This is a genomic window from Lysinibacillus sp. EB106-09-02-XG168 (assembly GCF_058791475.1).
The window spans coordinates 1,588,094-1,610,830 of the sequence record NZ_JBYTDN010000003.1 but is presented as its reverse complement, the minus strand read 5'-3'; the positions used below and the strand labels follow the sequence as shown (position 1 = coordinate 1,610,830).

The following is a 22,737-nucleotide window of genomic DNA, read 5'->3' as shown; positions in this document are numbered from 1 at the left end:
CTTCGTCTGCACGAGTCTATTAGGCAGATGAACTAGGAAGCTACTTTTCTAAAATATTGATAAACTTTTTTGAGTTTTTTGCTTTGTCTCCCCTTCTTACTTTCCATATTGCCAAACTCAAAAAACTTCACTTGTTTAATGCCAACAAAATTAAATACCGCTCTTTTCATTAATATTTTATGCGCATTATTCAGCCATAAGAGTGGATATTTTGTTGGCCCCTTCATTGTCGAAATACACACTACTGATTTTCCCTTTAAAAGCCCCTCAGGAAATAGACCATTTTTATCTTTATAAGCAAAATTGGCCGCAAACAATTGATCAATATACCCTAAAAGCATTGCAGGTGGTCTTCCCCACCATATCGGATAAACAAAAACGATTTTATCAGCCCACTTAATTTGTTCACGATATTTCTCAAGCTTTGGATCACGAAACATATCACGACGACGTTTATGTTCATGAAATTCTAAAATCGGGTTAAATTGTTCCTCGTATAAATCTAATACTTGGATCTCATTAACGGAAGGATTGTCATGACAGCCATTAATAATCTCCTGCAAAAAAGCATAATTCAAACTTTTATGATTGGGATATGTATAAATAATTAACGTATTCATTAAGCGCCTCCATTACTTATCATTTGATAACAAAATAGTAAACTACTTAATTTTAGTTGTCAAATGATAATTGTTTTAAGATAAGTTTTTTGTTATCTTGTCAGTAAGAGGTGAACCCATTTGGACAAAAAACAATTATTCCAGCAGTTCGTAGCATTTACAGCAGCGGTACACCAAGTAACGCACGAACTAACTCAAAATGTTAAAATCGACAATATTACACCCGTACAATATAAAATTTTAGAATATATAAAAGTAAGCCAGCCAGTTACACCTACAGAAATTAGTGATTGCCAGCATATGTCCTTACCTAATACAAGCCGTGAATTACGGAAACTACAGGAAAGAAAGTTTATTGAAAAAATTAGCGATACTGAGGATCGAAGAAAGCATTATGTTTGCCTTACAGAGGATGGAGAAAAAATAATGGAGGAAGCATTCGCCTGTATAGAAGAGCGCTTTCAACAGCTTATCGAACATGCATCTACAAATGATTTAGTGGACATCCATCATGCATTAAACATTCTTGAGGAAAAGGTCTTTAATCCAAATTTATAAAAAGAACCTGCAATGCTTTTCATTAGGAAAAGCATTGCAGGTCCTTTCACTGTTTAGTATATTGACATAGAAAGCGTTCCACACCTGGGTATTTCTCTCCTAGGCTAGTTATAAAAAAACCATAGCGTCGATAAAAGTCTACAGCCTCAATATCCGTTTCAGCAACAATTGATGAGTACTTACTTGTCATAAAATTAATCATTTTACTGCCAATACCTTTCCCTCTTTGATCAGCTAATACAGCAATATGCTTAATCTCGCACTCTGCTAAGCTGATTTGTTCTATACCAATACAACCAACTATTTCACCTTCGAATTCAATGCTATATAATGTCCTATTCGATAAAAGTAAATATTTTTCATACTCTTGTTGAACTTTTTTATCCGAAGTTGCAAAAGAAAGTAGTTTTCTAATAGCTGGAGAAATAGCGTTTACTTGAACTATATTCATCTCTTATCTCCTTAATAATTGGGAGCAGGAATGACCACAGCATTACAAGCTCTTTCATAATACTCGATTGGACCCGCTCCTCCAATAATTGCATATTCATACCCTATCTCATTCATATCTTTTAAACAGTGATGGAGGAGGGAATACCCTATCCCTTTCGCCCGATTAGATTTCACTACACCCATTGGGCCAAAATAACATTTTTTATTTTGATAAATGTCAAATCCAGCAAATCCGACAAAACCTCCCTTATGATCAAAAGCTATATATATGGAAGGTGTAGTTTTTAAAAATGCACGCTGAATCGTTTCTGACCACTCTTGCGAAAAATGACTTTCTATAAAATCAATAAGCTTGTTCTTATCATCTCGATTGACTCTACGAATATTAGTAGAAATCGAATCTGGGAAATTATAATGGCGAAGATGAGTAACCATATCCCGCGAAGTCGTAGCAAGCTTTAAAATCAGTTTCGTATCTTCTTCTGAAACGAATTCCTCAAACATTTTCGTCTTTATAAGTGCTTTAAGAAAGTGACCTTCATTTAAATAAACTTGGTTATAGTTTTGCATATAGCAAATTGCTTGTTCCAGTACTGTTAAAACATCATTTGATATTGGAACAGAAAATAAGCTATGGCTTGTAACTTTCCTTTCTGTTTTTTGATCAAATTCATTAACCAAGTTTCTTAAAGACGCTTCATCGATAGTACATTTTAATATTAATTCACCAAGTGCCCCCTCTTTTTCTTTGAAACAAGCAAGCAGGAAATGAATTGGGCATAACAATTTTTGTTGTGAGGAGGAAGCCTCTTCTTCTGCATTCATTATAATCCTTAACATGCGTTTTGTTAATTTTATATTAGTTGAAATCAAATGCCTGACCACCTTTCTTGGATTTTTTTCAACCTCCAATTTATAACACTTAATAAATAATCTTCATGTTAAATAATTGAAATATTAAGACTTTATCATATCATTAATCATGTTTTCTATGATAAATAAAATTGAAACTATTAATTTGATTTTCACCAAAAATTAGGAATGACATATGTAAAAAACGAAGGTTGATTGGAGTGGCAGGGCGGCTCATCGGACGCCCTCAGGAAGCTTTTCTCTGTGCGAAAGCATAGCGACAGCAACAACAAAGCGCCCAGTCAGAACGGAAATCAACCACACGTTATAGTAATGGAATTTAAATGATTTCTAATAAAATGATCCACATCGGAATTTAGGAATTACATTTTGTTAAACGTATGTCATGCATATAAGCTGATTGGAGTGGAGACTGGACGACTCCTCGGGGATCAGCGTCACAGATGAGACCCTGCAGCGAGCATCGCGAGTTAAGCGGCTCATCGGACGCCCCCAGGAAGCTCTGCTCTGTGCGAAAGCGAAGCGACAGCTACAAAGCGCCCAGTCGGAACAGAAATCAACCACACGTTATGGTAATGAGCCTATTTAGTGTAGAATCCCCTTTTTTCGCTATTAAAAAAACGTTAATGCTATACATCGTCACTCATCCACACTTTATTTAATAATATAAAGATGTATAGAAGGAGGAGACTCAAGTGGAAGTAGCAGTGTTAGACAAGAAGTGGATAGAAGAACATTTTGAAACACTTCCATTATGGCAACAGTCAGCATATATCGACTTCGCTGCCATGGTTGCAGATGAAGCAAATACTTTCCCCTGTATTCCAGCTAGAAAAGGTTTTTTATCGAACCATCTTCGCTACAGTTTTATCGGAGATCCACGAGAGGAACAATCGATAAAGACGTTAGCACTTTGCTTAAAGGAATACAATAAGCACTGTCAAACATTCGGCAACTATACAACACATACCATTTTCTTTAAAACGCCCAATGATATGTCTACATTCGACGTTGCTGATTATAATAATTTATTTTGGTCAGTTTTAAACAATTTAACTAAATTCGATGAAATCGATTGGCCAAAGGAAATTCCAACCAATCCATCACATAATGAATGGGAATTTTGTTTTAACGGCGAGCCTTATTTTGTGTCATGTGCAACGCCCGCACACAAAATAAGAAAGAGTCGTCATTTCTCTACTTTATTAATGGCATTCCAGCCACGCTGGATATTTGAAGAAATAAACGACTCTACTGCATTTGGTCGAAAATTAAAGAAACTTATTCGGCAACGCATTAACGAATACGATGATATTCCTGCTCACCCTGATTTAAAATGGTATGGGCAAAAAGGAAGTAATGAATGGAAGCAGTATTTTTTAAGCGATGATAATGATAGTCCATCGAAATGTCCTTTTTTACGTATGCAAAATCCCCTGATTTTCCCACAGAACAAAGAACATTAAGCTTTCTTACCTTGTTTTTGTCTTTTTATTACAATCCAAGTCGCAATCCCTATTAAGATGAGAAAAAGCAGGCTCACGAAAAAACCGAGTCTGCTTGTTTTTTCCCCTAAAGTTCCAGACACTGTCACCACAATGAGTAACATCCCTATTCCATTCTTCACATGCTCCCACTTTGACAGCTCCATTAGCTTCATATAGGTCACTAATATAAAGAGCCAGTTATAAATTAGCATTAAGCCTGCAGCTGTAACCAAATATTCAAATATCTTTTCTGGCATGAGGAAACCTATAACAATCGTTATGATTAAACCACTAGCTAAAAAGAGAAATGCAGGAAATGGAATCTTCATTTTCCCCTTCTTCGCCAGAGAAGCTGGGGCATCGTGATCCTCTGCGAGTGTAATGAGAATCGTTATAACCGCGTATAAAGAGGCTACCATTGTTGAAAAACCTGCAATAATTAACACACCATTAAAAATATCTGCAAAAAAAGGTATATGATAACCGTTAAGAGCTGTAATAAATGGGCTTTCCTCGATAGTAAAGTCCTTCCACGATACAAGTGCCAAGGCAAGCATAATAGCTATTATAAAAATGACAGTAATAGCAATAATCATCACTTTTCCAGCTTTCGGCGCTTCTTTAGGGTTTTTTAAGTCAATGACCATTAAACCCATAACCTCAATTCCTCCAAATGCATAAAAGGCGTATAGCAGTCCAAGCCAAATTCCTTTCACACCTTGAGAGAAAAATCCTTCGTAATTTGCATACAACGCTTCGAGTGTAGTAGTTTCCGTATTAAATCCTTTTATTATTAATACAACCGCAACTATTATAAACATGACAACCGCTGAAGCCTTTAACGCCCCAAAAATATTTTGAAACTTTTCAAAGCCCTTCATGCCCATAAGAATAACGACTAATCCAAGTGCTGCATAAATAGATGCAGCAATCCATAATGGAAGCATTGGAAACCACAGCTTTGTAAAAATACCAAGCGCCATCAATTGGCTCCCCATAATAAGCATCTCAGAAATCAAGTAAATCCAGCCATTACTAAATCCTGCCCAATTTCCAAAAGCTTGCTTTGCATAAGTACGAAATGATCCCTTATCTGGATTGTCAACTGACATCTTAACAAGAGCATCATAGACAATGTACGTAGCAATCGCCGCTAACAAAAAAGGAATTAAAACAGCAGGACCACTTTTATGAATGGCCATACTTGTCCCAAGGAAAAATCCTGTTCCTAGTGTACAACCTATACCAAGAAGCGAAAGCTGCCACCAAGACAACCTACCTTTACTTGTTTTAGATGTCATTTTGATCAACCCTCCTGCCTGTTATTTACTTTCTTAACAATGGCAATGTCATGCACCGAATGCCACCTCCGCCTTTTTCAAGCTCTGTGACTTCAATTTCTATTAAGTTCTTTTTTTGCAATAGTGGATGTTTCGTCCATTGCTGCTTCGTTGCTTGCTTACTAATCAACAGTGTTTCGGGATTAAGATTGATAAAATTGATATCAGGGATTGTATTATATTTTTCAAGCCAGTAGACATCAAAGCCATGATGATTTAAAAATTGCTCGGTCATTTCGAAACGCCTTGTTTGAGGCGTAAACACCTGTACAGGAAAATAACGCATAAAGTTTTTAGCTAATACTAGATTAGCGTTTGTCACATTACAATTCATATCTAAATGAAGTGTATCGGAGCGTCTCGGCAAATCAATGATTGCAATTTCCGAAAATCCTTCTTGGAAGATGTGGTCCTTGATACTTTCAACAGCCTCTAACGTTGTTCTCATTCCAATATTAATAAGGACAGCATCCTTATTTAAAATGAGCACATCTCCACATTCGAATGCAGTAGAAGCTTGTTTAACTTTTAATTTTTTTTCTGGAAACCACTTTTCTAATAATGAGTGTGCATGTGGATACTCCGGACGCCTTAGCGAGCTCCCCGCCTCTCCAAGGAACATCCTATTTCCCAAAACACAGGCTAGATCGCGTACAAAGTACCTATTAATAAGCTGCTCACTTACTGTTTTCTCACCATTTGTTAGTTCTTTCGAATAATCAATAACCTTGACACCTTCATTTTCTAGCGTCGTCTTTAATTCCATGAAATTCTCCATTGCTTTTACGTGATTGACAGTAGCGCTCCACCCTACATTTTCAGCTATTGTTAAATCTGTTACATCTAATTTTGTTGGCGCACAAAGCATAACAACCTCAAGCTCTTCATGCTCCGACCAACAATTCGGTTGAAATGAGTACAATAGATTCTCCCCTTTTTGAATGACTATCTCGGCTTAGCGTTACCATCAAAACTGGGATTATACAGACAATGTGTAAATGGAGATCAGCATGATTAAAATTTAAAGAAGGAAATCCCTGGTATTTGTATAATTAAAACAAGGAAAGATAAATTTATTCAATTAGAAATGAGTGAAACGATGGAATACTATAAATTTTTACGACAATATGTTGGTCACCAACCTATTATTTTGCCAGGTGCTGTTGTATTAATCTTAAATAATGAGAACGAGCTATTGTTACAAAAGAGATATGATGGAGGTTGGGGGCTTCCAGGTGGTTTGATGGAATTAGGAGAAAGCTTAGAAGATACCGCAAAAAGAGAAGTGTTAGAGGAAACAGGTTTGATAATAGATGACCTAAAGTTATTAGATATTTTTTCTGGTCAAGATTATTACCTTAAAGTTTCTAATGGAGATGAATTCTACTCCGTTACAGCCGTCTATTATACGAGAAATGTTAAAGGTGATTTAGTAATCGATTATAAAGAATCAGAAACAATGCAATATTTCTCACTATTAAATTTACCAAATGGAATCGATAGTAGATATATTGAACCTTACGTATCACACTTAGTTATAAAATAAGCTTTAGAGAGAAAACTTATTAAACAAGTATAATTTGTTTTCTCCCATTGTTGAAAACGGTTTAATATAAGCTTCATCAATGAAAATACTGATGATAAGCTTGCACAGCCTCCATTTCGCTTGTAAATATTAGAATATCGTTTGTTATCGGATAAAAAGTCTCAAATAGAAAAAGCGCCTGTTCATTTGGATGATCCGGATTATTCACAACTGCGGCTTCCTGTATGTTCGCAACTTCTTGAAAATATGGATGACGATAAAAAATAAAAACAATATCCCCTACATTATATCGCTGCTTCATTCCATCACCTTTCTCTGATTTTCCATTAGTTTGGTGTTTGATGCAGTAAATTATAATTAATTTTTGATTTTCGTGTAGTTGTTCATTAAAAATATGTCCCACCTACCAACGCTCCTATCATAAAACGTCTCAATTAGAATATATATTAATTTATGTGATAAATTTCACTAGATTTGATTCCAAATTATCAAAACTGAACATTCTGATTATTATGTATACTTAAGAAAAGGAGGAAAAAATATGATAAAACAATCAGTTATTGAAAATGTACTTGAAGCTGCCCTTTCAACAGGTGGCGATTTTTCCGAAGTTTTCATCGAGGATAAGTTTGTCAATGAATGTACATTACTAAGTGGAAAGATTGAACAAAGTATTTCAGGTCGTGACTTTGGTATTGGAATACGCATTTTTTCTGGACTTCAGAGCATTTACACATACACAAACGATTTTTCAGAGGAAGGCTTATTAGCAGCAGCAAAACGAGCAGCACTTGCTATTAAAGGCGGTGCTACCGGAACGATTCAACCACTAAAAAAAGAAATTATTACACCTATTCATAACATTATCATTCTACCAAACAGTGTGGCTCATGCTAGAAAAGCACCAATCATGCGGAAGGCTAATGATATTGCTAGAAAATATGATGAACGCATCAGTCAAGTTAAAGTTCGGTATCTTGACGATGAGCAGCATGTTTTAATCGCCAACTCAGAAGGAAAATTTGTAGAAGATACACGTATTCATAGTCGACTTACCATCCAGGCAACTGCCTCCGAGGGCAAAGAAACGCAAACTGGCTCCTACGGTCCTGGTGCACATGCAGGCTTTGAATTTATCGAAAACCTAGACCTAGAGCACTATGCTGGTGAAGCTGCACGTATTGCGGTCACGATGCTTCGTGCCGATGAATGTCCTAGCGGAAAATTTCCAGTCATCATTGATAACGAATTTGGCGGTGTTATATTTCATGAAGCTTGTGGTCATGGACTTGAGGCTACAGCCGTCGCGAAAAACAATTCCGTTTTTGCAAATCGTCTTGGTGAAAAAGTTGCCCCTGATATTGTTACATACATTGATGATGGCACACTTCCAAGCGAATGGGGTTCCCTTAACATTGATGATGAAGGGGAAAAAACGCGAAAAAACATCTTAATTGAAAATGGAATTTTAAAAGGCTACATGATTGATAAATTTAATGCGCGCCGTATGAATGCTGAACCAACTGGATCTTCACGTCGCCAATCTTATCGTTTCAATCCAACTTCCCGAATGACGAACACATATATCGCGCCGGGCAATTCTACACCTGATGAAATAATTGCATCTACCGAATATGGTATTTATGCAAAATATATGGGTGGCGGGCAAGTAAATCCATCAACAGGTGACTATAACTTCGCGGCTATGGAAGCTTATATTGTTAAGGATGGAAAAATCGATCATCCTGTACGTGGTGCAACACTTATAGGCAACGGAGCAAAAACATTGCAGCTAGTTGATCGTGTTGGTAATAATCTTGCGCACGGTGCTGGCATGTGCGGATCCATTAGTGGTAGTCTTCCTGTCAATGTTGGTCAGCCGATGATTCGTGTTAGCGAAATGACAGTTGGAGGAACAAAGGGGGAATAATTGATGAATATTGCTGAATATCAAGAAAAACTACTAGATCAGGCGATAGATGCCGGTTTTACAGAAGCTGAAGTTTATTTCGAACGAAAAAACTCTTTTCAATGTATGCTTTATGAAGGACAGATTGATAGCTACGAAACGTCTGAGGATGGGGGTCTAAGTCTACGTGGGCTGCATAACGGAAAAATGGGATACGCCTATACAGAAAAACTAGATGATGATTCGATGTCCATTTTAATCAACAGTGTAAAAGCAAATGCAGACGTTCTAGATGAAGATGAGGGCATAGATATTTTTGAAGGCAGTAATGAATACACGCCACATGAATTTTACAATGAAGAATTAGAGTCAATCGGTATTCCTGAAAAAATCGAACTGCTACGTTTAATTGAACAAAAAATCCGTGCCTACGATTCGCGCATTGTAACGCTTGATTACTGTTTTCTTCAAGAATATACTACTGAACGTTCATTAGCGAATAGTAAAAATCTTTCTCTATCACATAAGGAGAATGGCCTAGTCATCTTCCTTTCCACAGTGGTCAAAGAAGGAGAGGAACTGAAAACGGGTAGTTATTTGAAAATGACTCGTGATTTCCATTCTCTCAATGCTGATGAAATTGCCAAAGCAGCAGCCGAAGAAGCACTTGCAAACCTAGGTGAAAAATCGATTCCATCTGGAAAATATCCAATCATCCTACGCTCTGATGCGACAGCATCTTTACTAAGTACTTTTATGCCAATATTGTCTGCTGAAAATGCACAAAAAGATCAATCTTTATTAAAAGGGAAAGTCGGACAAAAAGTGGCGTCAGATACTTTGACATTACTGAATGCCCCATTCCATCCTGAAGCTTTGTCAGGAGCAAGCTTTGACGGTGAAGGTGTTTCAACAAAGGAGCAGGCAATCATTTTAGATGGAACACTGCAAACACTATTGCATAATAGAAAAACCGCAAAGAAGGAAGGCTGCAAAACGAGCGGACATGCACATAAAGACTCTTACAAAGGCACTTTATCAATCGCACCTCAAAATTTATATATTTCACCAGGTAATCGATCACAAGAGGAGTTAATTGCCTTAGTCTCTGAAGGAGTACTTATTACTGAATTATCCGGCCTTCACTCAGGTACGAATACGGTTTCGGGTGATTTCTCAGTCGCAGCAAAAGGTTTCCATATTCAAGATGGCAAAATTGCATCACCCGTGAAGCAAATGACAATAGCCGGAAACTTTTTTAAGTTCTTAAATACTATCGAAGAAATTAGCTCAGAGCTTTTCTTCCTACCAGATGGGTATGGCTCCCCTTCCCTCTTTGTGAAGGAGTTATCAGTGACAGTGGAATAAAACAAAAATTTTATAAAGGTACTCTCGGCAATACTTGTCGCTAATCATTGTGACAGTTGTAAGAGCTAGAACTATTCGAACTTTACATTGACGAAGGCGAACAGTCTGTCAGCTCTAATTACACGTAAGTGAACAAGACCGGCTAAAATATTTCTCAGGTTCTCTCCTCAGGGACTCGAGATACAGTTTGTTATGCCATTCAGAATGGGGTCAGCTATCGTGTATTCGTTATGGCCCTAGCTAAGAACTCTGTGAATAACGTATTATCGTCTGCTTCCACGGGAGTCGTGATCCTCTTCGAAAAAAATCATCGCCCGGATCTTTTGCTGGAATATACCAGTAAGAATCCGGGCGATGAGGTTTATATTGTCTGATTCAGGCTGAAGAATTTGAGCTGATGAACTCGGCCCAAGGTGTACTAGGTAAGACTATGGTCAAACCTGAGCACCCTTACTTCATAAAAGAGACTCGCTTTTTTATGCATTAAACTATTTCGATAAATCAATTTTTTTATTTAATAAATAAATAGTCATACCACCAACAGTCATTGACAATAGCTCTCCGATTCCAACTGTAAACCATGTTGCCCAAAATGGAAGATCATAGAGAATTGTTAATTGTCCTGCAACGGTGAACATTGATATAGCAAAAATCAATGCAGTTATAACCATTTTCACAAGATCATTTGTTATATTTTTCGTTACTCTTCGGCAAAGAATTAAAACGAGGAATGTCGCAATTCCACCAATGGGTACATCTAATATCCACGTTGGTGACATGAAATTAGCGAGTACTACTCCTAGAGTCACGGCTACTACATAGCGTTTGTTGTAGAGGGCCAGGTAGTTAAACATCTCCGATAGACGTAATTGAACTGCCCCAAAACTGATGACTGACAATAAAACAGTTACAGCCACATATAAAGCTGCAACAAGTGCCGTCTTTGTAAGCTCGGTTACAGAAGTACGACTTGAATCTTTTACAATAGATGTATTCAATTTTATTCTCCTTTGTAAAATAGCACATCCACTATTTTAGTAATAACTACGGCCAAAGGAAGAGAGCTTTTCGCCCTATCTGAAGTGCCGTAGTGCAAGCAGATTTTTGCTTACTTGCGTATTATATCAGAAGAATTTACGATTGAACAATCTTATTTCGTAAGCCAGCCACCATCGATGGGCATAATAGCTCCATGAATATAATCAGCAGCCGAACTTGCTAAGTAAAGTGTTAAATTCGCTACTTCATGTGGTTGTGCCCAGCGTCCAGCAGGCGTTTCATTAGCGACCCATTTGGCCATTTCCCCATCACCTTCAAAATCTGCCTTATTCATCGGTGTTTGAATGGCCCCAGGTGCAATGGCATTGGCGCGAATTCCTTCACGACAATAATCTAAGTCTAACTGTTTCGTATAGCCGACAATCGCATGTTTAGATGCTGTATAGGCTGCACCACCACCGCCAGCAACAAGCCCTGCAATAGATGCCATATTAACAATGACGCCTGATTTTCGTTTTACCATATGGGGTAATACCGTATTCGTCACAAAATAAGTACCCTTAACATTGGTATTCATAATTTTATCCCAAAGCACTTCATCTGTATCCAGTGTTTTTGCAAAACCATCTAAAACCCCTGCGGTATTTAATAAAATATCTACCTGCTTAAATTTTGAAATTGCTGCTTCAAATGCTTGCTCTACATCGTCCTTATTACATACACTGCCTACTTTATAGGCAAATTGGTCAGGGTATTGGTGAAATAATTTTCCTAACCCTTGCTCATCTAAATCAAACCCGTATACGTTTGCCCCATTTTCTATAAATGCAATAGCTTGAGCTTGACCAATACCTGAACTAGCCCCCGTCACAAATACCGTCTTTCCCTTATATTCTTCAAACGTCATCGATCTCTCTCCTCTAAAAACAAAGAAACCACCTCATTTGAGATGGCTCTTCCGATTAATTAACAATTATCCAATCTTCCGCTAATAAATCACAGACTGTCGGCGTGAACATTGTATAGCCCTCACCGCGTACATTAATTAAAAAATAAGGATTCAAAGTCTCGCCACCATGTTCACTTTGTCCAACAAGCTTCACATATAATTCGGCACCGCCCCAACCTTTACGAATTACTTTTTCGCCCGCCTTTAAGCGAGGTAAAATTTCTTCAAACGTCATTTAAATTCATCCTTTATTTACATTCTTTATCGGATTAGTATACTGGAATTCTCAATTGTTTACAACCTAGCTCTCCAGCAAAACCGTATAAAGTATATAATGCCCATTTAAATCCGCAATGATAGTATCAGTATTATTATCATTTGTAGAGAAAATCTTTGTTCCACTTTCCAATTTAGTAGCATAAAAATCATTGAAATTTTTAGAGGAATTTGTAGTTTTAATAATTTCCCCTATAGTCTCACACTTCGTATATTCTAATTGTTTCATCGACTCCATGCTTGTAGTATTAATGTAAATCAAATTATTATATTGAAGAATATCCGCTTGAGAATGTTCTGTAAGTATAGATTTTGCAGTGGGAGTGGTATTTATAGCCGGTGTACAACCTACCAACACCAATATTAGTAAATTACATATGAGTATTTTCCTCATAACTAATAACCCCTTCTTTTTATAACTACTTTGAACAATTACGGTTCAATTTAAATTCTTCACATCGAAATTGACTCTTCTCATCTCGCAAACTACGAATCCATTTTCTTCTTCATCTGCAATTGCTCCGTCTTCACTTCTAGCCCGTTTTCCATCAAATAGCTTGTAGCTGGATTGCTTGCCAAAAAGTTAACTGTTGCTAGTTTTACTTTGTGTTTTGTAATGCTTGCGATAAAGTGTGGAATATGCTCAACATTACCATTCCCTAATAGCTCTAATTGATAAAGCACTATGCTATCGATGGCTCCCTCCTGATTCCATACAGTTTTATATAACATATAGCCAATTGCTTCATTATTCTCATTATAAAAAACTTTAGCTTCTCCTTGTTTATTGCTTTGCCAGCTACATTGCCAAGGAACATCTTCCTGATAGAAAGATAAATACGGTAGCTGCTCTGGCCGAATAGTTTTCACATGAATTTCGACTGGCTTCTCTAGTTTTGCTTCATATTCGCCCCTTAAAAAGATCAATTGATTTGTAATGGTATAGCCATACTTCTCATATAGCGCAATTGCTACCTTATTCTCTTTTATAGCTTCAAGCGTTGCAACTTCCACATTCTCTCTTTCATAGATGGCGATGGTTTCTTCCATTAAAACACGAGAAACACCTTTACCGCGAAAGTCTGGAGAGATACCTGTTCCTCCATTCCAAGAGGCTTTCTTACCATCTATTTGTCTAAAGCCATTTAATACAATACCAACAGGATTATTTTGATCAAATGCGACGATTGAAAGCTCTGGCGATAGTCCTTCCCCAACGAGTCGGTTTAAAAACACCTCTTCGTTCATTTCTATTTGTACAAAATACCCCTCAAAGCCTTTATTCCAAGCTTTTAAAGTTTCATTTAACGTGCACTGTGAGACTGTTTTTATTTTCATGTTTTTCTCCCATCCCTACGTTAATTTATAAGTGATAAATCTTCTAAAGTTAATTTTTTTATTATTTCATAACCATTTCCAGGACCATTTGGCTTAACAATAACCATTCCCATGTTCGAAATCTCCCCTAGTCCAACATCTTCAGGAAAACTATGGGCAACGATCACTTGATTCATTCCTTGCGATGGCTTTCTTTCTAACACTGATTGCACATTTGATAAAATATTACTTTTTTCAACAAAAGGAATAGCCCCACCCAATTTATAAATTTCATAACCAATTGGGTCAATTTGAATATAAGAATAAGGAAATGCGAGCTGTGCCGTTTCAACTGTACGACAAAAAGGACTTACGACTATTGATGAACTAATCGGAATTTGTAAATGACGTAACAGTTGTCCAAAGTAAACGGCCTGCCTCCGCCCAAATTCAGACAAATTTCTTTGCGTAACACAATCTTGGAAATTTAAATATGGCTGATCTACTCCGACAGTTGCTTGACCATGCCTTGCATACAAAACAAATCCACCCTTTCTCAATAGATCAAGGAATGATTTATCCAAATATTTCAACTCCCCCCTAATAGAATACCATCGATTATTAGTACTATATGAAATGAATTACTCAAAAAATGTAAAAGTGAAAGTTGAAACTACTTTTCACATAGAGAAGGAGCTATTCCACCGGCAAATACTTCAATTCAACCCTCCCCTTTACTTTGCCAGTAGTGGACTTAAATTAATAAGAATGAAAAAACTCCCTACAATTTTCTGTAGGAAGTTTCGAAATTTACTTTATTGGAATAGTTACTATTGCGGTTGTCTCTAGGTGTTTTGATGAATCGATAGAAATTTGACCGTCGTACTTATTGACTATTTCATTCACAATAAACAAGCCTTGTCCTCTCGTTTTACCATTTCCTGGTTTCTTTGTGGAAAATCCTTGCTTGAATATTTGCCCTGCTTCTACAATATTTGGTCCAGTATTTGTAACCTGTAATTTATATTGCGTGTCATCAGCTTCACAACAAATTGTTATTTTACGTTGTTCTTCCGATAATTCATTTGCAGCATCAATCGCATTATCTATTAAATTCGATAAGATTTTAATTAGATCCGTTGTTTTAATTTTATTAAACGCATCCTGAGAGACTGTGAAATCCATATCAATATTATGATTTTGTGCCGTTAGTTTTTTTGTTTGCAATAAAATCGCCAAGCCAGGATGATCAATATTTAATTTAAAAGACTTTATATCATGAACTTCTTTAGACAATGAAGATAAATATTGTTTTGCCTGATCAGGTTTATCTAATTGTAGAAATCCATGCAATACTTGTATATGATTTGTGAAATCATGTCTTAATGAGGACACGGAAGTGATTAAAGTTTTAATTTCCGCTTGATATGTATCTTCTGTCGCTTCGACTTCTTCTGCTACTTCTTTTTGATACCATCTCTGTAAGAAGAAAACTGAGCCGGTAACCATTAAAATAAGAACACCATTAAAAATAAAGATATAAAGATTGTCTTCGATCACTTTTCCCTTAATGTCATTTAATGTGTCTGCACTAATATCAATGCCTATGTATGCAATAACCTCCCCTGTTTCATCCTTAATCGGTGCACCAACAGTTAAGTAGGAGCCATATATAGAATCTTGTATTACATCTGTTGTAAATGTTTCTCCATTATAAGCTTTTTGCACTTGTGTCTCAGGTACTGTACAGTCCATTCCGATATCAAAGCCTTTAACTTCACTTGGTAAACCCATGATCATTGCTTTGGATACCTTTGGATTTATAATATCTAATGTATAAACAAATAAAGCACCTATTTTTACTCTTGCATCGTTTAAGTAGCTTCTTATTTGCCAATAATACTCATCTTTCACGGGGTTATCTATAAATTGTTTGTACGCCTCTACATCAATAGTAGATGCGATAGAAATAGCCGCTTCCAGACTTTGGTTCGCTATTGACTCTTCTACTGTCTTTTTCATTTTTACATAGGATGTAAAGATGTTTAAACTTGTAAACAATACTAATAAGAGAGTTGATAGTATTAAAATTAGTTTTATTTTTCGTGTTTTCATACAAACTGGTACTTCCTCATCTATTGACATGAATAATATCTTAATTTAATTGAGCTTGGCTTTCGCATTCCATAAAAATTGTTAGTCGTAGTTGACATTATCTCATACTTTCAACCTAGGAAACAATTTCATATCTAACAACCCTATTATACTACAATATAATTCTTTTTTTATGGTTGATTAAAAATCATTTATTTGCGTAGTGAATCGCTCTTCCTGTCGAAAATCAGATGAAGAGAAGTAAGATATTTAGAAGTTTGAACGACAATGGCTATCTCCCCCCTGTACATCCATCTAAACACTCTGTTCAGAAATACGATTCAGGATTCTTAAATAAGAATATTGGTTCTTAGTTTATCATTTCAAGCCCGTTTTGACTATCTCAACCTTCGCCCCCTACTTTTGGGCTATGTCCTTCTCATTGTTGAAATGGGGGTCTGTTGGGAAATGAAAAAAGATCAGGCCTATAAAAACCTGATCTTTTCATTTTAAGTATTTATTTTTTCCTACTCGATGTCTTTGTCTCATCCTGTACATTTAAAAATTTCGGTCGCTTACTGTAACCTGAAGGAGAAAGGCGCACTAAAGATTTTTTAATGTCCGGCCAATCTAAATTCGCTCCCATATTTAAGTATGGAACACCTAATACTCGTAAATTTGCGATATATAGAAGTATGAAAAACACCGAAATAAAGAATCCAAATAATCCCAAAAAGGCAGATGCTAATATAATGATTATCCTGAGAATACTCATTGCTGATGCAAAGGATTGATTGATGAGTGTAAAAGCTGCAATACTTGAAGTTGCTATAACGATAATCATGGAAGGACTCGTAACCCCCGATTTAATCGCTGCATCTCCGATAATTAATCCCCCGACAACGCTTATGGAACCACTGATAACATTAGGTAGATGTATATTAGCTTCCCGAAATAATTCAAACATAAATAGCATCATTAATATTTCAAGAATAGATGGAAATGGGAGCCCTGTTCTTGATTCAACAACTGTTGCCAATAGGATGAATGGCAATTGCTCTTGATGAAAGGTTGTAAGTGCAAACCAAAAGCCTGGTAAAAGTACACTTATTAAAATTGCAACTATTCTTAGTAAACGCTCCATAGAACTTACAATAATCGGATACTCATTATCCTCACCAGATTTAAAAAGTAACATTACATTAACAGGTGTAATAATCGCATAAGGGACTCCATCAACTACGATGATAATACGCCCTCTACTTAAAGCTTGTACAGCAAAATCCGGACGTCCAGTATAATCATGCTTAGGCAGAATTTTATCGCTCTGCTCAATCCTTTCCATCAATATATCCCCGCTAAATATAACGTCCGCATCAACTCGCTGGAGCTGTATTTTTATTTTCTCAAGCATCTTTTTATTTACGACATCTTCTAGATAAAGTACAGCTACGGTTGTTTTGGATCGTGTGCCAAGTTCATATGTTTCAGCACTTAATGAATTAGTCGGTAATCGTTTTCGAATTAAAGCAATATTAATTAAAACATCCTCAATAAAATCATCTCTCGGACCTTTGATAACCAATTCAAGAGTTGTTTCTTTAGGCTCTCGATTTGGTTTTTTTGCGATATAACTTGAATACAGCAAATCCATATCTTCGAAATATAGTAAAACATGTCCTTTATAGACTCTCGTGATGGCCTCATCTTTACTTGTTATTCTCTGAAGATGGGGAATGTGTAAATGATTTTGTATATGTTCCGCTAATAATTCATCCGATGTTGCTGAAAATAAAGATTGAACTCGTTGCACAATAACGGTCTGCAGTAACCGTTCATTAATCATCTCTTCGCATTTTATCAAATGTACTTTATGTTGCTGAAAGAAATACTCCTGAAATACCACATCAGCAGAGCGTTGAAATAGTGACTTCAAAGATTTCAAATTTAATTCTTGTTTCATTGAAGAAATATCCCTCATCTCCTACTGAGCCAGTTCCAAATTAGTACATTTATAAAAAATAACATAAATACACTTACGGATATTTTCTCCATGCTTTTAAAAAATATTCAAGGATATACGCAGTTTAAAATGCATTGTCAGAATAATTTAGTGTTGAAATTTCCAACCTATTATTAAGAAAGATTTATCCAATCATCTTCTTTAAATTTGCCATTTCAATAGCTGACATTGCTGCGTCATAGCCTTTATTTCCTGATTTAGTTCCTGCGCGCTCAATTGCTTGTTCAATATTTTCAGTAGTAACAATGCCAAAAATAACAGGTACATTTGTAGTTAGCGACACATTAGCAATTCCTTTTGCTGATTCATTACATACATAATCATAATGGGTTGTTGAGCCACGAATAACCGTACCTAATCCAATAATTGCATCATATTTCTTTGTTTCAGCTAACTGTTTAGCGATGAATGGAACTTCAAATGCTCCAGGAACCCATGCTATGTCGATAGAATTCTCATCAACTCCATGACGCTTTAAACCATCTAATGCACCGTCTAATAATTTACTTGTAATAAATTCGTTGAAACGACCTACTACTACTGCTATTTTTAAATCCGTACCAATTAATTGTGCTTCAAATGTTTTAACCATTTTTCTTTTCTCCTTTTTTATGGCTCATCACCATTTAGTGTGGTTGATTTCCGTTCCGGTTGGGCGCTTTGTAGCTGTCGCTACAGAAAACATTTGTTGTTGCTGTCGCTTCGCTTTCGCACAGAGCAGAGCTTCCTGGGGGTGTCCGATGAGCCGCTTGGGCCAACACGATGTTAGTCAGAAAGCGTTATCACAGGATGTGATGCTCTTAGCCTTCGTTCCCCTATCACTGATCCCCAAGAATCGCCCAACCTCCACTCCAATCAACTATATACATGGTATACGTTTTAAAATGAATTTCCCCCAACTTTTGTTGCTAAACTTTTTATATAGTCATTGTGTTTTCTTCCATTTTTTGTTGACGATATGTTACCAATGCTTCAATTGAAATCATTTTTAAATGATGTTGTGCTGCATATTTAACGAGATCATTAAAGCGTAGCATTTTGCCATTGTCGCCCATAATCTCACATATAACTCCTGCAGGAACGCTATTACAAAGCTTTGCCAAATCTATTGTAGCTTCCGTATGTCCCCTACGCTCTAATACACCATTTTCCTTTGCTATTAGTGGGAATACATGGCCTGGTTTACGAAAATCCGCAACTTTTGCTTGTGGTTCGAGCATTTTCTGTATAGTCATTGCCCGTTCAAAGGCGCTAATTCCAGTTGTTGTGTCAACATGATCAATACTAACGGTAAAGGCTGTTTGATGATTATCTGTATTCACACTAACCATAGGGTTTAATGCTAATTTTTGTGCAAGCTGCTGGGAAATTGGCGTACATATAAGTCCCCTTCCATAGGTAGCCATAAAGTTAATCGTTTCAGGGGTTATAAATTCCGCAAGTGCTAGTAAGTCCCCTTCATTTTCCCGATCCTCGTCATCTACTACTATAATTATCTTTCCTTGCTTTAAATCCTCAATTGCTTCTTCAATCGAATGTAGCAATTTCGCCACCTCCCTGTTGGTTAAAATCCGTTTTGTGCTAAGAAGTCTTTTGTGATGGCCGGCGGTTCCTGACCATACTTAAGTTGATGTAAAATGTATTTTCCTACTAAATCGGTTTCTATATTGACGAGATCACCAATTTTCTTCATACCTAAAATTGTTTCCTTGTACGTATGGGGTATCAAAGATACTGTGACACCGTTTTTCTCAACTTGAAAGAGTGTTAAGCTCGTTCCGTCAATTGTGATGGAGCCCTTTGGAATACAGAAGCTCGTTAACTCCTTTGATAGCTCTATATCAATATAGACTGCATTTGCTAACGGCCGCTTTCGTACTACTTTCCCTACTCCATCTACATGCCCAGATACAAAATGACCACCGAATCGCCCATTCGCTGACATAGCGCGTTCTAAATTTACTGGATCTCCTATTGCGAGCTGCTGTAAATTTGTTGCCTTTACCGTTTCTGGCATTACATCCATCGTAAGCTCCTGATCATTAAAAGATATGACTGTTAAACAAACACCATTGACCGCAATACTGTCCCCGAGCTTTACATCCTCTACCATTTTCTTTGAAATAACAGTAATTTTCATACTTTTTCTATCGCTTTGCAAGGTTTTTACGGTACCAACATCCTCAATAATTCCTGTAAACATTTTTTCACCCACTTCTATTCTTTGTTCTAAGCTTATCTATTCCACTTTTGGAGCCCTATGTACCTCCTCCCTCAATCAAAAATTTCTGTTCAAATAAAAAACCCCTTTGATTAAAGGGGTTTGGGAGTTCATATAAATAAGACGTCAACAAATAAACCTTTAGGAAACAAAATTTTTCCATAGGCCACCATCTCATCGTTCTTCTCCCATCCAGACTTTAACTGTCGGTTTTGGATTTGCACCAAATCAGCTTGCGCTCACGGACTTTGAATTACTTCATCACCGCCGATTGGGAATTTCACCCTACCCCGAAGAACTACTACTATTTAATTCGTTAGCTAAATAAATAAATTCCACCTTGGCGTAATTGCGTCCGGAGGCTTTAGGTCAGGCGTTTTCACAGGATGTGAAGTGCTTAGCCTGAGTTCCTCTGTTTCAGTGGGTGTCCAAACACCTACTGAATGAAGATAAAAAAACTTCCCAACTTAAACGATGGGAAGTAGTTTACATAAAAGCATAATCAAATAAACCTTATAAACTCAAGCGAATTTAAAAAGTTCTTACTTTTACCCTTCTCCCATCCAGACTATAACTGTCGGTTTTGGATTTGCACCAAATCAGCTTGCGCTCACGGACTTTGAATTGCTTCATCACCGCCGATTGGGAATTTCACCCTACCCTGAAGGATATTTTTATTTAGCTATTTCTTACAATAACACTACTTAATTAATTTATCCAGACAAATCTCAAAATCAATTCTAAGTTTCTGTCATGATGCCCTATTCACATGTAGGTCTAGACTACATCACGTCCTGATTACGCCTTTGTGGCTAACATCCTGTTGTTGCTGTCGTTACGTTAGCACTTCACTTTCGCACAATAAACATCTGTTGCTGTCGTTACGTTAGCACTTCACTTTCGCACAATAAACATCTGTTGCTGTCGTTACGTTAGCACTTCACTTTCGCACAATAAACATCCATTGCCTTAAGCAGCTCATCGGACGCCTCCAGGAAAGCGCACGAATCAACCACACATTATGGTGATGATCCAAAAATATTTATTAGTGAAAAAAATTGCTCATCTAGAGTTATTTGTACTCCTCTGTTTCATATCCTGTATAATCATGTCATTTTTTTAAGTATAGGCAGTAACATTTTCAAAAAAAAAACGTCTTTACAACTAGATTATAAAGGAGATAGTTTACATGAAATATATTATCTTTGATTTTGATGGAACATTGGCAGATTCTACAGCAGTGTTAGCATCAGCTTGGAATACAATTGCGCAAAAATATAAATTTAAAGGAATAGAGTTAAAGGAAATTGAATCGTTGAAAAAATTATCTATAGCGGAACGAAGTAAATTATTCGACTTTCCTATGTATAAATTACCGATGATTTTACCGCAATTTTATCGCTTATATCGCCAGTCATTAAATGATGTTCATCTTTATAACGGTATGAAGGAAGTCCTAATGGAAATTGATAAAAGGGGCTATAAAATACTTATCATTTCTTCCAATTCACAGGAGAACATTTTAGAATTTTTAAAAATGAACGACATTCATTGTGTGTCAGATGTTCTTTGTTCAAACCGAATTTTTGGAAAAGATAAAGTGATTAAAAAATTCTTAAAGGACAAAAGTATTACACCATCAGAAGTTTTATATATTGGTGATGAGCAAAGAGATATCGCAGCCTGCAAAAAAGCGGGAGTGCCTATTATTTGGGTCGGTTGGGGATATGACTCTATTGAAGTTGTACAACAAGAAGAACCCGATTACAAAGTTGCTACACCACAAGAAATTTTGAATATTATCTAGACGAAGAGGATAATAGCTATTTGCTATTATCCTTATCAATTATGCCTCGGCATAATTGCTTGAAGTTATTAAGCCTTTACTTCGCTTATATGCATTAATTTTTCTGCTGCGCTATTAATTCCTCTAAGCGTCGGTTAATTCATGCATACTCACAGAAAATTGCTGGGTAAACGTTGCGATTTGATTTGCAAATTCATTGACTTGATCAATAGATTTTTTAATACTTTCTAATTGGTTTGTAATGCTTTCAGCACTATCCGTACTACTTTGCGACATTTTCTGTATTTCAGATGCTACTACAGCAAAGCCCCGTCCATGCTCACCTGAGCGAGCAGCCTCGATGGATGCATTTAATCCAAGAATTTTAGATTTCATAGCTAAATCTTTTACTAAATTAACAATCGTATTGATTTGTTGAATATCGCCAGTCATTGATTCTGAAAACTTGGATAGCTCCCCCAAACGATTTGATACATCTACACTTGCTACCGCTAACTCTTCGTTCGTTGCGGTCATTTCTTCAACAGAACTCGAAAGCTCAGCTGCTAATAATCGCATCCCATCCATTTTTTCATTCGAAATAATGGCACTTAACACACCGATTACTTTCCCACCATCAAAAATAGGCTGTGCAGATGCAATATACGCCATTCCAAAATCTTCAGAACCTCGCTCTTCTCTCATGAACTTTCCTAGGCTTAGAGACTTTTCAGTTGTTGTTCCACGATACTTGGCTACAGGATCACCAACTTTAATCTTTAAGTCCACTTGATTACCTGGCTTGTAAGCAATGACCTTCTCAGTATCAGCAACTATAATACAAGCATCTTCTGGGTATGTTACCTGGTAAAAATCGATAGAATCTATTGTCGCCTGTAGCTTTGGATGCATTAATTT

At 36.6% G+C, this 22,737-nt stretch carries 23 protein-coding genes, 1 pseudogene and 2 riboswitches; of the genes and pseudogenes, 6 read left to right on the top strand and 18 right to left on the bottom strand.

Annotated features, from left to right (window positions below; genetic code table 11):
* Nucleotides 1–32: 32 nt before the first annotated feature.
* The gene (locus AC3WSO_RS08570) at nt 33–620 is read right to left on the bottom strand and encodes an NAD(P)H-dependent oxidoreductase (RefSeq protein WP_492530219.1); all 588 of its coding nucleotides are present in this window, start codon (nt 618–620) and stop codon (nt 33–35) included.
* A 120-nt stretch (nt 621–740) separates the two neighbouring features.
* Between AC3WSO_RS08570 and AC3WSO_RS08565 the strand changes: the two genes are divergently transcribed.
* Nucleotides 741–1,178 (top strand): MarR family winged helix-turn-helix transcriptional regulator, encoded by a 438-nt coding sequence (locus AC3WSO_RS08565; protein ID WP_492530218.1) that lies wholly within the window; start codon nt 741–743, stop codon nt 1,176–1,178.
* Nucleotides 1,179–1,224: 46 nt separating this feature from the next.
* Here AC3WSO_RS08565 and AC3WSO_RS08560 read toward each other — a convergent pair whose 3' ends face one another.
* Both AC3WSO_RS08560 and AC3WSO_RS08555 read right to left on the bottom strand, forming a co-directional pair.
* On the bottom strand, nt 1,225–1,629 hold the full coding sequence (locus AC3WSO_RS08560) for a GNAT family N-acetyltransferase (protein WP_492530217.1): 405 nt from the start codon (nt 1,627–1,629) through the stop codon (nt 1,225–1,227).
* A gap of 11 nt (nt 1,630–1,640) precedes the next feature.
* Complete coding sequence (locus AC3WSO_RS08555) at nt 1,641–2,504, bottom strand: GNAT family N-acetyltransferase (protein WP_492530216.1); 864 nt, start codon at nt 2,502–2,504, stop codon at nt 1,641–1,643.
* A gap of 695 nt (nt 2,505–3,199) precedes the next feature.
* Here AC3WSO_RS08555 and AC3WSO_RS08550 point away from each other — a divergent pair.
* Nucleotides 3,200–3,970, top strand: coding sequence for a YqcI/YcgG family protein (locus AC3WSO_RS08550; RefSeq protein ID WP_492530215.1), 771 nt, complete (start codon nt 3,200–3,202; stop codon nt 3,968–3,970).
* Here AC3WSO_RS08550 and AC3WSO_RS08545 read toward each other — a convergent pair.
* Nucleotides 3,967–5,292, bottom strand: coding sequence for an amino acid permease (locus tag AC3WSO_RS08545; RefSeq protein ID WP_492530214.1), 1,326 nt, complete (start codon nt 5,290–5,292; stop codon nt 3,967–3,969). The two genes, AC3WSO_RS08550 and AC3WSO_RS08545, sit on opposite strands and share 4 nt — an antisense overlap.
* Before the next feature lie 25 nt (nt 5,293–5,317).
* Nucleotides 5,318–6,253 carry an arginine deiminase family protein gene (locus AC3WSO_RS08540; protein WP_492530213.1) on the bottom strand — a complete coding sequence of 312 codons (936 nt, stop codon included), beginning with the start codon at nt 6,251–6,253 and terminating at the stop codon, nt 5,318–5,320.
* A 177-nt stretch (nt 6,254–6,430) separates the two neighbouring features.
* Between AC3WSO_RS08540 and AC3WSO_RS08535 the strand changes: the two genes are divergently transcribed.
* Nucleotides 6,431–6,877, top strand: coding sequence for an NUDIX hydrolase (locus AC3WSO_RS08535; protein ID WP_492530212.1), 447 nt, complete (start codon nt 6,431–6,433; stop codon nt 6,875–6,877).
* A 76-nt stretch (nt 6,878–6,953) separates the two neighbouring features.
* Here the strand turns inward: AC3WSO_RS08535 and AC3WSO_RS08530 are convergent, their stop codons facing one another.
* Entirely contained in the window at nt 6,954–7,178 is a 225-nt protein-coding gene (locus AC3WSO_RS08530) for a transcriptional regulator SplA domain-containing protein (protein ID WP_492534287.1), read from the bottom strand.
* 240 nt (nt 7,179–7,418) lie between these two features.
* On the opposite strand from AC3WSO_RS08530, the gene AC3WSO_RS08525 reads away from it, so the two are divergent.
* Together AC3WSO_RS08525 and AC3WSO_RS08520 are read left to right on the top strand one after the other, a co-directional pair.
* Nucleotides 7,419–8,807: a TldD/PmbA family protein gene (locus AC3WSO_RS08525; RefSeq protein ID WP_492530211.1), complete on the top strand. Its 1,389-nt coding sequence runs from the start codon at nt 7,419–7,421 to the stop codon at nt 8,805–8,807.
* Between the two features lie 3 nt (nt 8,808–8,810).
* Nucleotides 8,811–10,154, top strand: a complete 1,344-nt coding sequence (locus tag AC3WSO_RS08520; protein WP_492530210.1) for a TldD/PmbA family protein — start codon at nt 8,811–8,813, stop codon at nt 10,152–10,154.
* A gap of 488 nt (nt 10,155–10,642) precedes the next feature.
* Here AC3WSO_RS08520 and AC3WSO_RS08515 read toward each other — a convergent pair whose 3' ends face one another.
* From AC3WSO_RS08515 to ribE, 11 genes and pseudogenes are all read right to left on the bottom strand, one after another.
* Complete coding sequence (locus AC3WSO_RS08515) at nt 10,643–11,152, bottom strand: QueT transporter family protein (RefSeq protein WP_492530209.1); 510 nt, start codon at nt 11,150–11,152, stop codon at nt 10,643–10,645.
* Between the two features lie 152 nt (nt 11,153–11,304).
* A complete protein-coding gene (locus AC3WSO_RS08510) occupies nt 11,305–12,060 on the bottom strand; it encodes a 3-oxoacyl-ACP reductase (RefSeq protein ID WP_492530208.1) in 756 nt (251 codons plus the stop codon).
* Nucleotides 12,061–12,115: 55 nt separating this feature from the next.
* Nucleotides 12,116–12,337 carry a DUF2829 domain-containing protein gene (locus AC3WSO_RS08505; protein ID WP_492530207.1) on the bottom strand — a complete coding sequence of 74 codons (222 nt, stop codon included), beginning with the start codon at nt 12,335–12,337 and terminating at the stop codon, nt 12,116–12,118.
* 66 nt (nt 12,338–12,403) lie between these two features.
* Nucleotides 12,404–12,772 (bottom strand): hypothetical protein, encoded by a 369-nt coding sequence (locus tag AC3WSO_RS08500; protein ID WP_492530206.1) that lies wholly within the window; start codon nt 12,770–12,772, stop codon nt 12,404–12,406.
* 92 nt (nt 12,773–12,864) lie between these two features.
* Nucleotides 12,865–13,716 (bottom strand): GNAT family N-acetyltransferase, encoded by an 852-nt coding sequence (locus AC3WSO_RS08495; RefSeq protein ID WP_492530205.1) that lies wholly within the window; start codon nt 13,714–13,716, stop codon nt 12,865–12,867.
* A gap of 20 nt (nt 13,717–13,736) precedes the next feature.
* Entirely contained in the window at nt 13,737–14,279 is a 543-nt protein-coding gene (locus AC3WSO_RS08490; RefSeq protein ID WP_492530204.1) for a histidine phosphatase family protein, read from the bottom strand.
* 226 nt (nt 14,280–14,505) lie between these two features.
* Nucleotides 14,506–15,810 (bottom strand): sensor histidine kinase, encoded by a 1,305-nt coding sequence (locus AC3WSO_RS08485; RefSeq protein WP_492530203.1) that lies wholly within the window; start codon nt 15,808–15,810, stop codon nt 14,506–14,508.
* A gap of 496 nt (nt 15,811–16,306) precedes the next feature.
* Nucleotides 16,307–17,752, bottom strand: a complete 1,446-nt coding sequence (locus AC3WSO_RS08480) for a spore germination protein (RefSeq protein ID WP_492530202.1) — start codon at nt 17,750–17,752, stop codon at nt 16,307–16,309.
* 184 nt (nt 17,753–17,936) lie between these two features.
* Nucleotides 17,937–18,404, bottom strand: coding sequence for a 6,7-dimethyl-8-ribityllumazine synthase (gene ribH / locus AC3WSO_RS08475; RefSeq protein ID WP_349660789.1), 468 nt, complete (start codon nt 18,402–18,404; stop codon nt 17,937–17,939).
* Between the two features lie 358 nt (nt 18,405–18,762).
* Nucleotides 18,763–19,356 (bottom strand): annotated as a pseudogene (gene ribB, locus AC3WSO_RS08470) (3,4-dihydroxy-2-butanone-4-phosphate synthase); the annotation flags it as partial.
* Between the two features lie 20 nt (nt 19,357–19,376).
* Nucleotides 19,377–20,015, bottom strand: a complete 639-nt coding sequence (gene ribE, locus AC3WSO_RS08465) for a riboflavin synthase (protein ID WP_492530201.1) — start codon at nt 20,013–20,015, stop codon at nt 19,377–19,379.
* A gap of 194 nt (nt 20,016–20,209) precedes the next feature.
* A riboswitch (FMN riboswitch) is annotated at nt 20,210–20,335 on the bottom strand.
* A 245-nt stretch (nt 20,336–20,580) separates the two neighbouring features.
* Nucleotides 20,581–20,706, bottom strand: a riboswitch (FMN riboswitch).
* A 516-nt stretch (nt 20,707–21,222) separates the two neighbouring features.
* On the opposite strand from ribE, the gene AC3WSO_RS08460 reads away from it, so the two are divergent.
* A complete protein-coding gene (locus AC3WSO_RS08460) occupies nt 21,223–21,840 on the top strand; it encodes an HAD-IA family hydrolase (RefSeq protein ID WP_492530200.1) in 618 nt (205 codons plus the stop codon).
* 123 nt (nt 21,841–21,963) lie between these two features.
* On the opposite strand, the gene AC3WSO_RS08455 is transcribed toward AC3WSO_RS08460, so the two are convergent.
* Nucleotides 21,964–22,731, bottom strand: a complete 768-nt coding sequence (locus AC3WSO_RS08455; protein WP_492530199.1) for a methyl-accepting chemotaxis protein — start codon at nt 22,729–22,731, stop codon at nt 21,964–21,966.
* Between the last annotated feature and the right edge of the window lie 6 nt (nt 22,732–22,737).

Excerpts from the sequence above, each read along its gene's own strand:
- AC3WSO_RS08530 (WP_492534287.1), bottom strand. The coding sequence starts at position 7,178 with ATGAAGCAGCGATATAATGTAGGGGATATTGTTTTTATTTTTTATCGT.
- AC3WSO_RS08510 (WP_492530208.1), bottom strand. The coding sequence starts at position 12,060 with ATGACGTTTGAAGAATATAAGGGAAAGACGGTATTTGTGACGGGGGCT.
- AC3WSO_RS08520 (WP_492530210.1), top strand. The coding sequence starts at position 8,811 with ATGAATATTGCTGAATATCAAGAAAAACTACTAGATCAGGCGATAGAT.
- AC3WSO_RS08480 (WP_492530202.1), bottom strand. The coding sequence starts at position 17,752 with ATGAAACAAGAATTAAATTTGAAATCTTTGAAGTCACTATTTCAACGC.
- AC3WSO_RS08545 (WP_492530214.1), bottom strand. The coding sequence starts at position 5,292 with ATGACATCTAAAACAAGTAAAGGTAGGTTGTCTTGGTGGCAGCTTTCG.
- AC3WSO_RS08560 (WP_492530217.1), bottom strand. The coding sequence starts at position 1,629 with ATGAATATAGTTCAAGTAAACGCTATTTCTCCAGCTATTAGAAAACTA.
- AC3WSO_RS08485 (WP_492530203.1), bottom strand. The coding sequence starts at position 15,810 with ATGAAAACACGAAAAATAAAACTAATTTTAATACTATCAACTCTCTTA.
- AC3WSO_RS08570 (WP_492530219.1), bottom strand. The coding sequence starts at position 620 with ATGAATACGTTAATTATTTATACATATCCCAATCATAAAAGTTTGAAT.
- AC3WSO_RS08500 (WP_492530206.1), bottom strand. The coding sequence starts at position 12,772 with ATGAGGAAAATACTCATATGTAATTTACTAATATTGGTGTTGGTAGGT.
- ribH (WP_349660789.1), bottom strand. The coding sequence starts at position 18,404 with ATGGTTAAAACATTTGAAGCACAATTAATTGGTACGGATTTAAAAATA.
- AC3WSO_RS08460 (WP_492530200.1), top strand. The coding sequence starts at position 21,223 with ATGAAATATATTATCTTTGATTTTGATGGAACATTGGCAGATTCTACA.
- AC3WSO_RS08455 (WP_492530199.1), bottom strand. The coding sequence starts at position 22,731 with ATGCATCCAAAGCTACAGGCGACAATAGATTCTATCGATTTTTACCAG.
- AC3WSO_RS08525 (WP_492530211.1), top strand. The coding sequence starts at position 7,419 with ATGATAAAACAATCAGTTATTGAAAATGTACTTGAAGCTGCCCTTTCA.
- AC3WSO_RS08495 (WP_492530205.1), bottom strand. The coding sequence starts at position 13,716 with ATGAAAATAAAAACAGTCTCACAGTGCACGTTAAATGAAACTTTAAAA.
- AC3WSO_RS08505 (WP_492530207.1), bottom strand. The coding sequence starts at position 12,337 with ATGACGTTTGAAGAAATTTTACCTCGCTTAAAGGCGGGCGAAAAAGTA.
- AC3WSO_RS08535 (WP_492530212.1), top strand. The coding sequence starts at position 6,431 with ATGGAATACTATAAATTTTTACGACAATATGTTGGTCACCAACCTATT.
- ribE (WP_492530201.1), bottom strand. The coding sequence starts at position 20,015 with ATGTTTACAGGAATTATTGAGGATGTTGGTACCGTAAAAACCTTGCAA.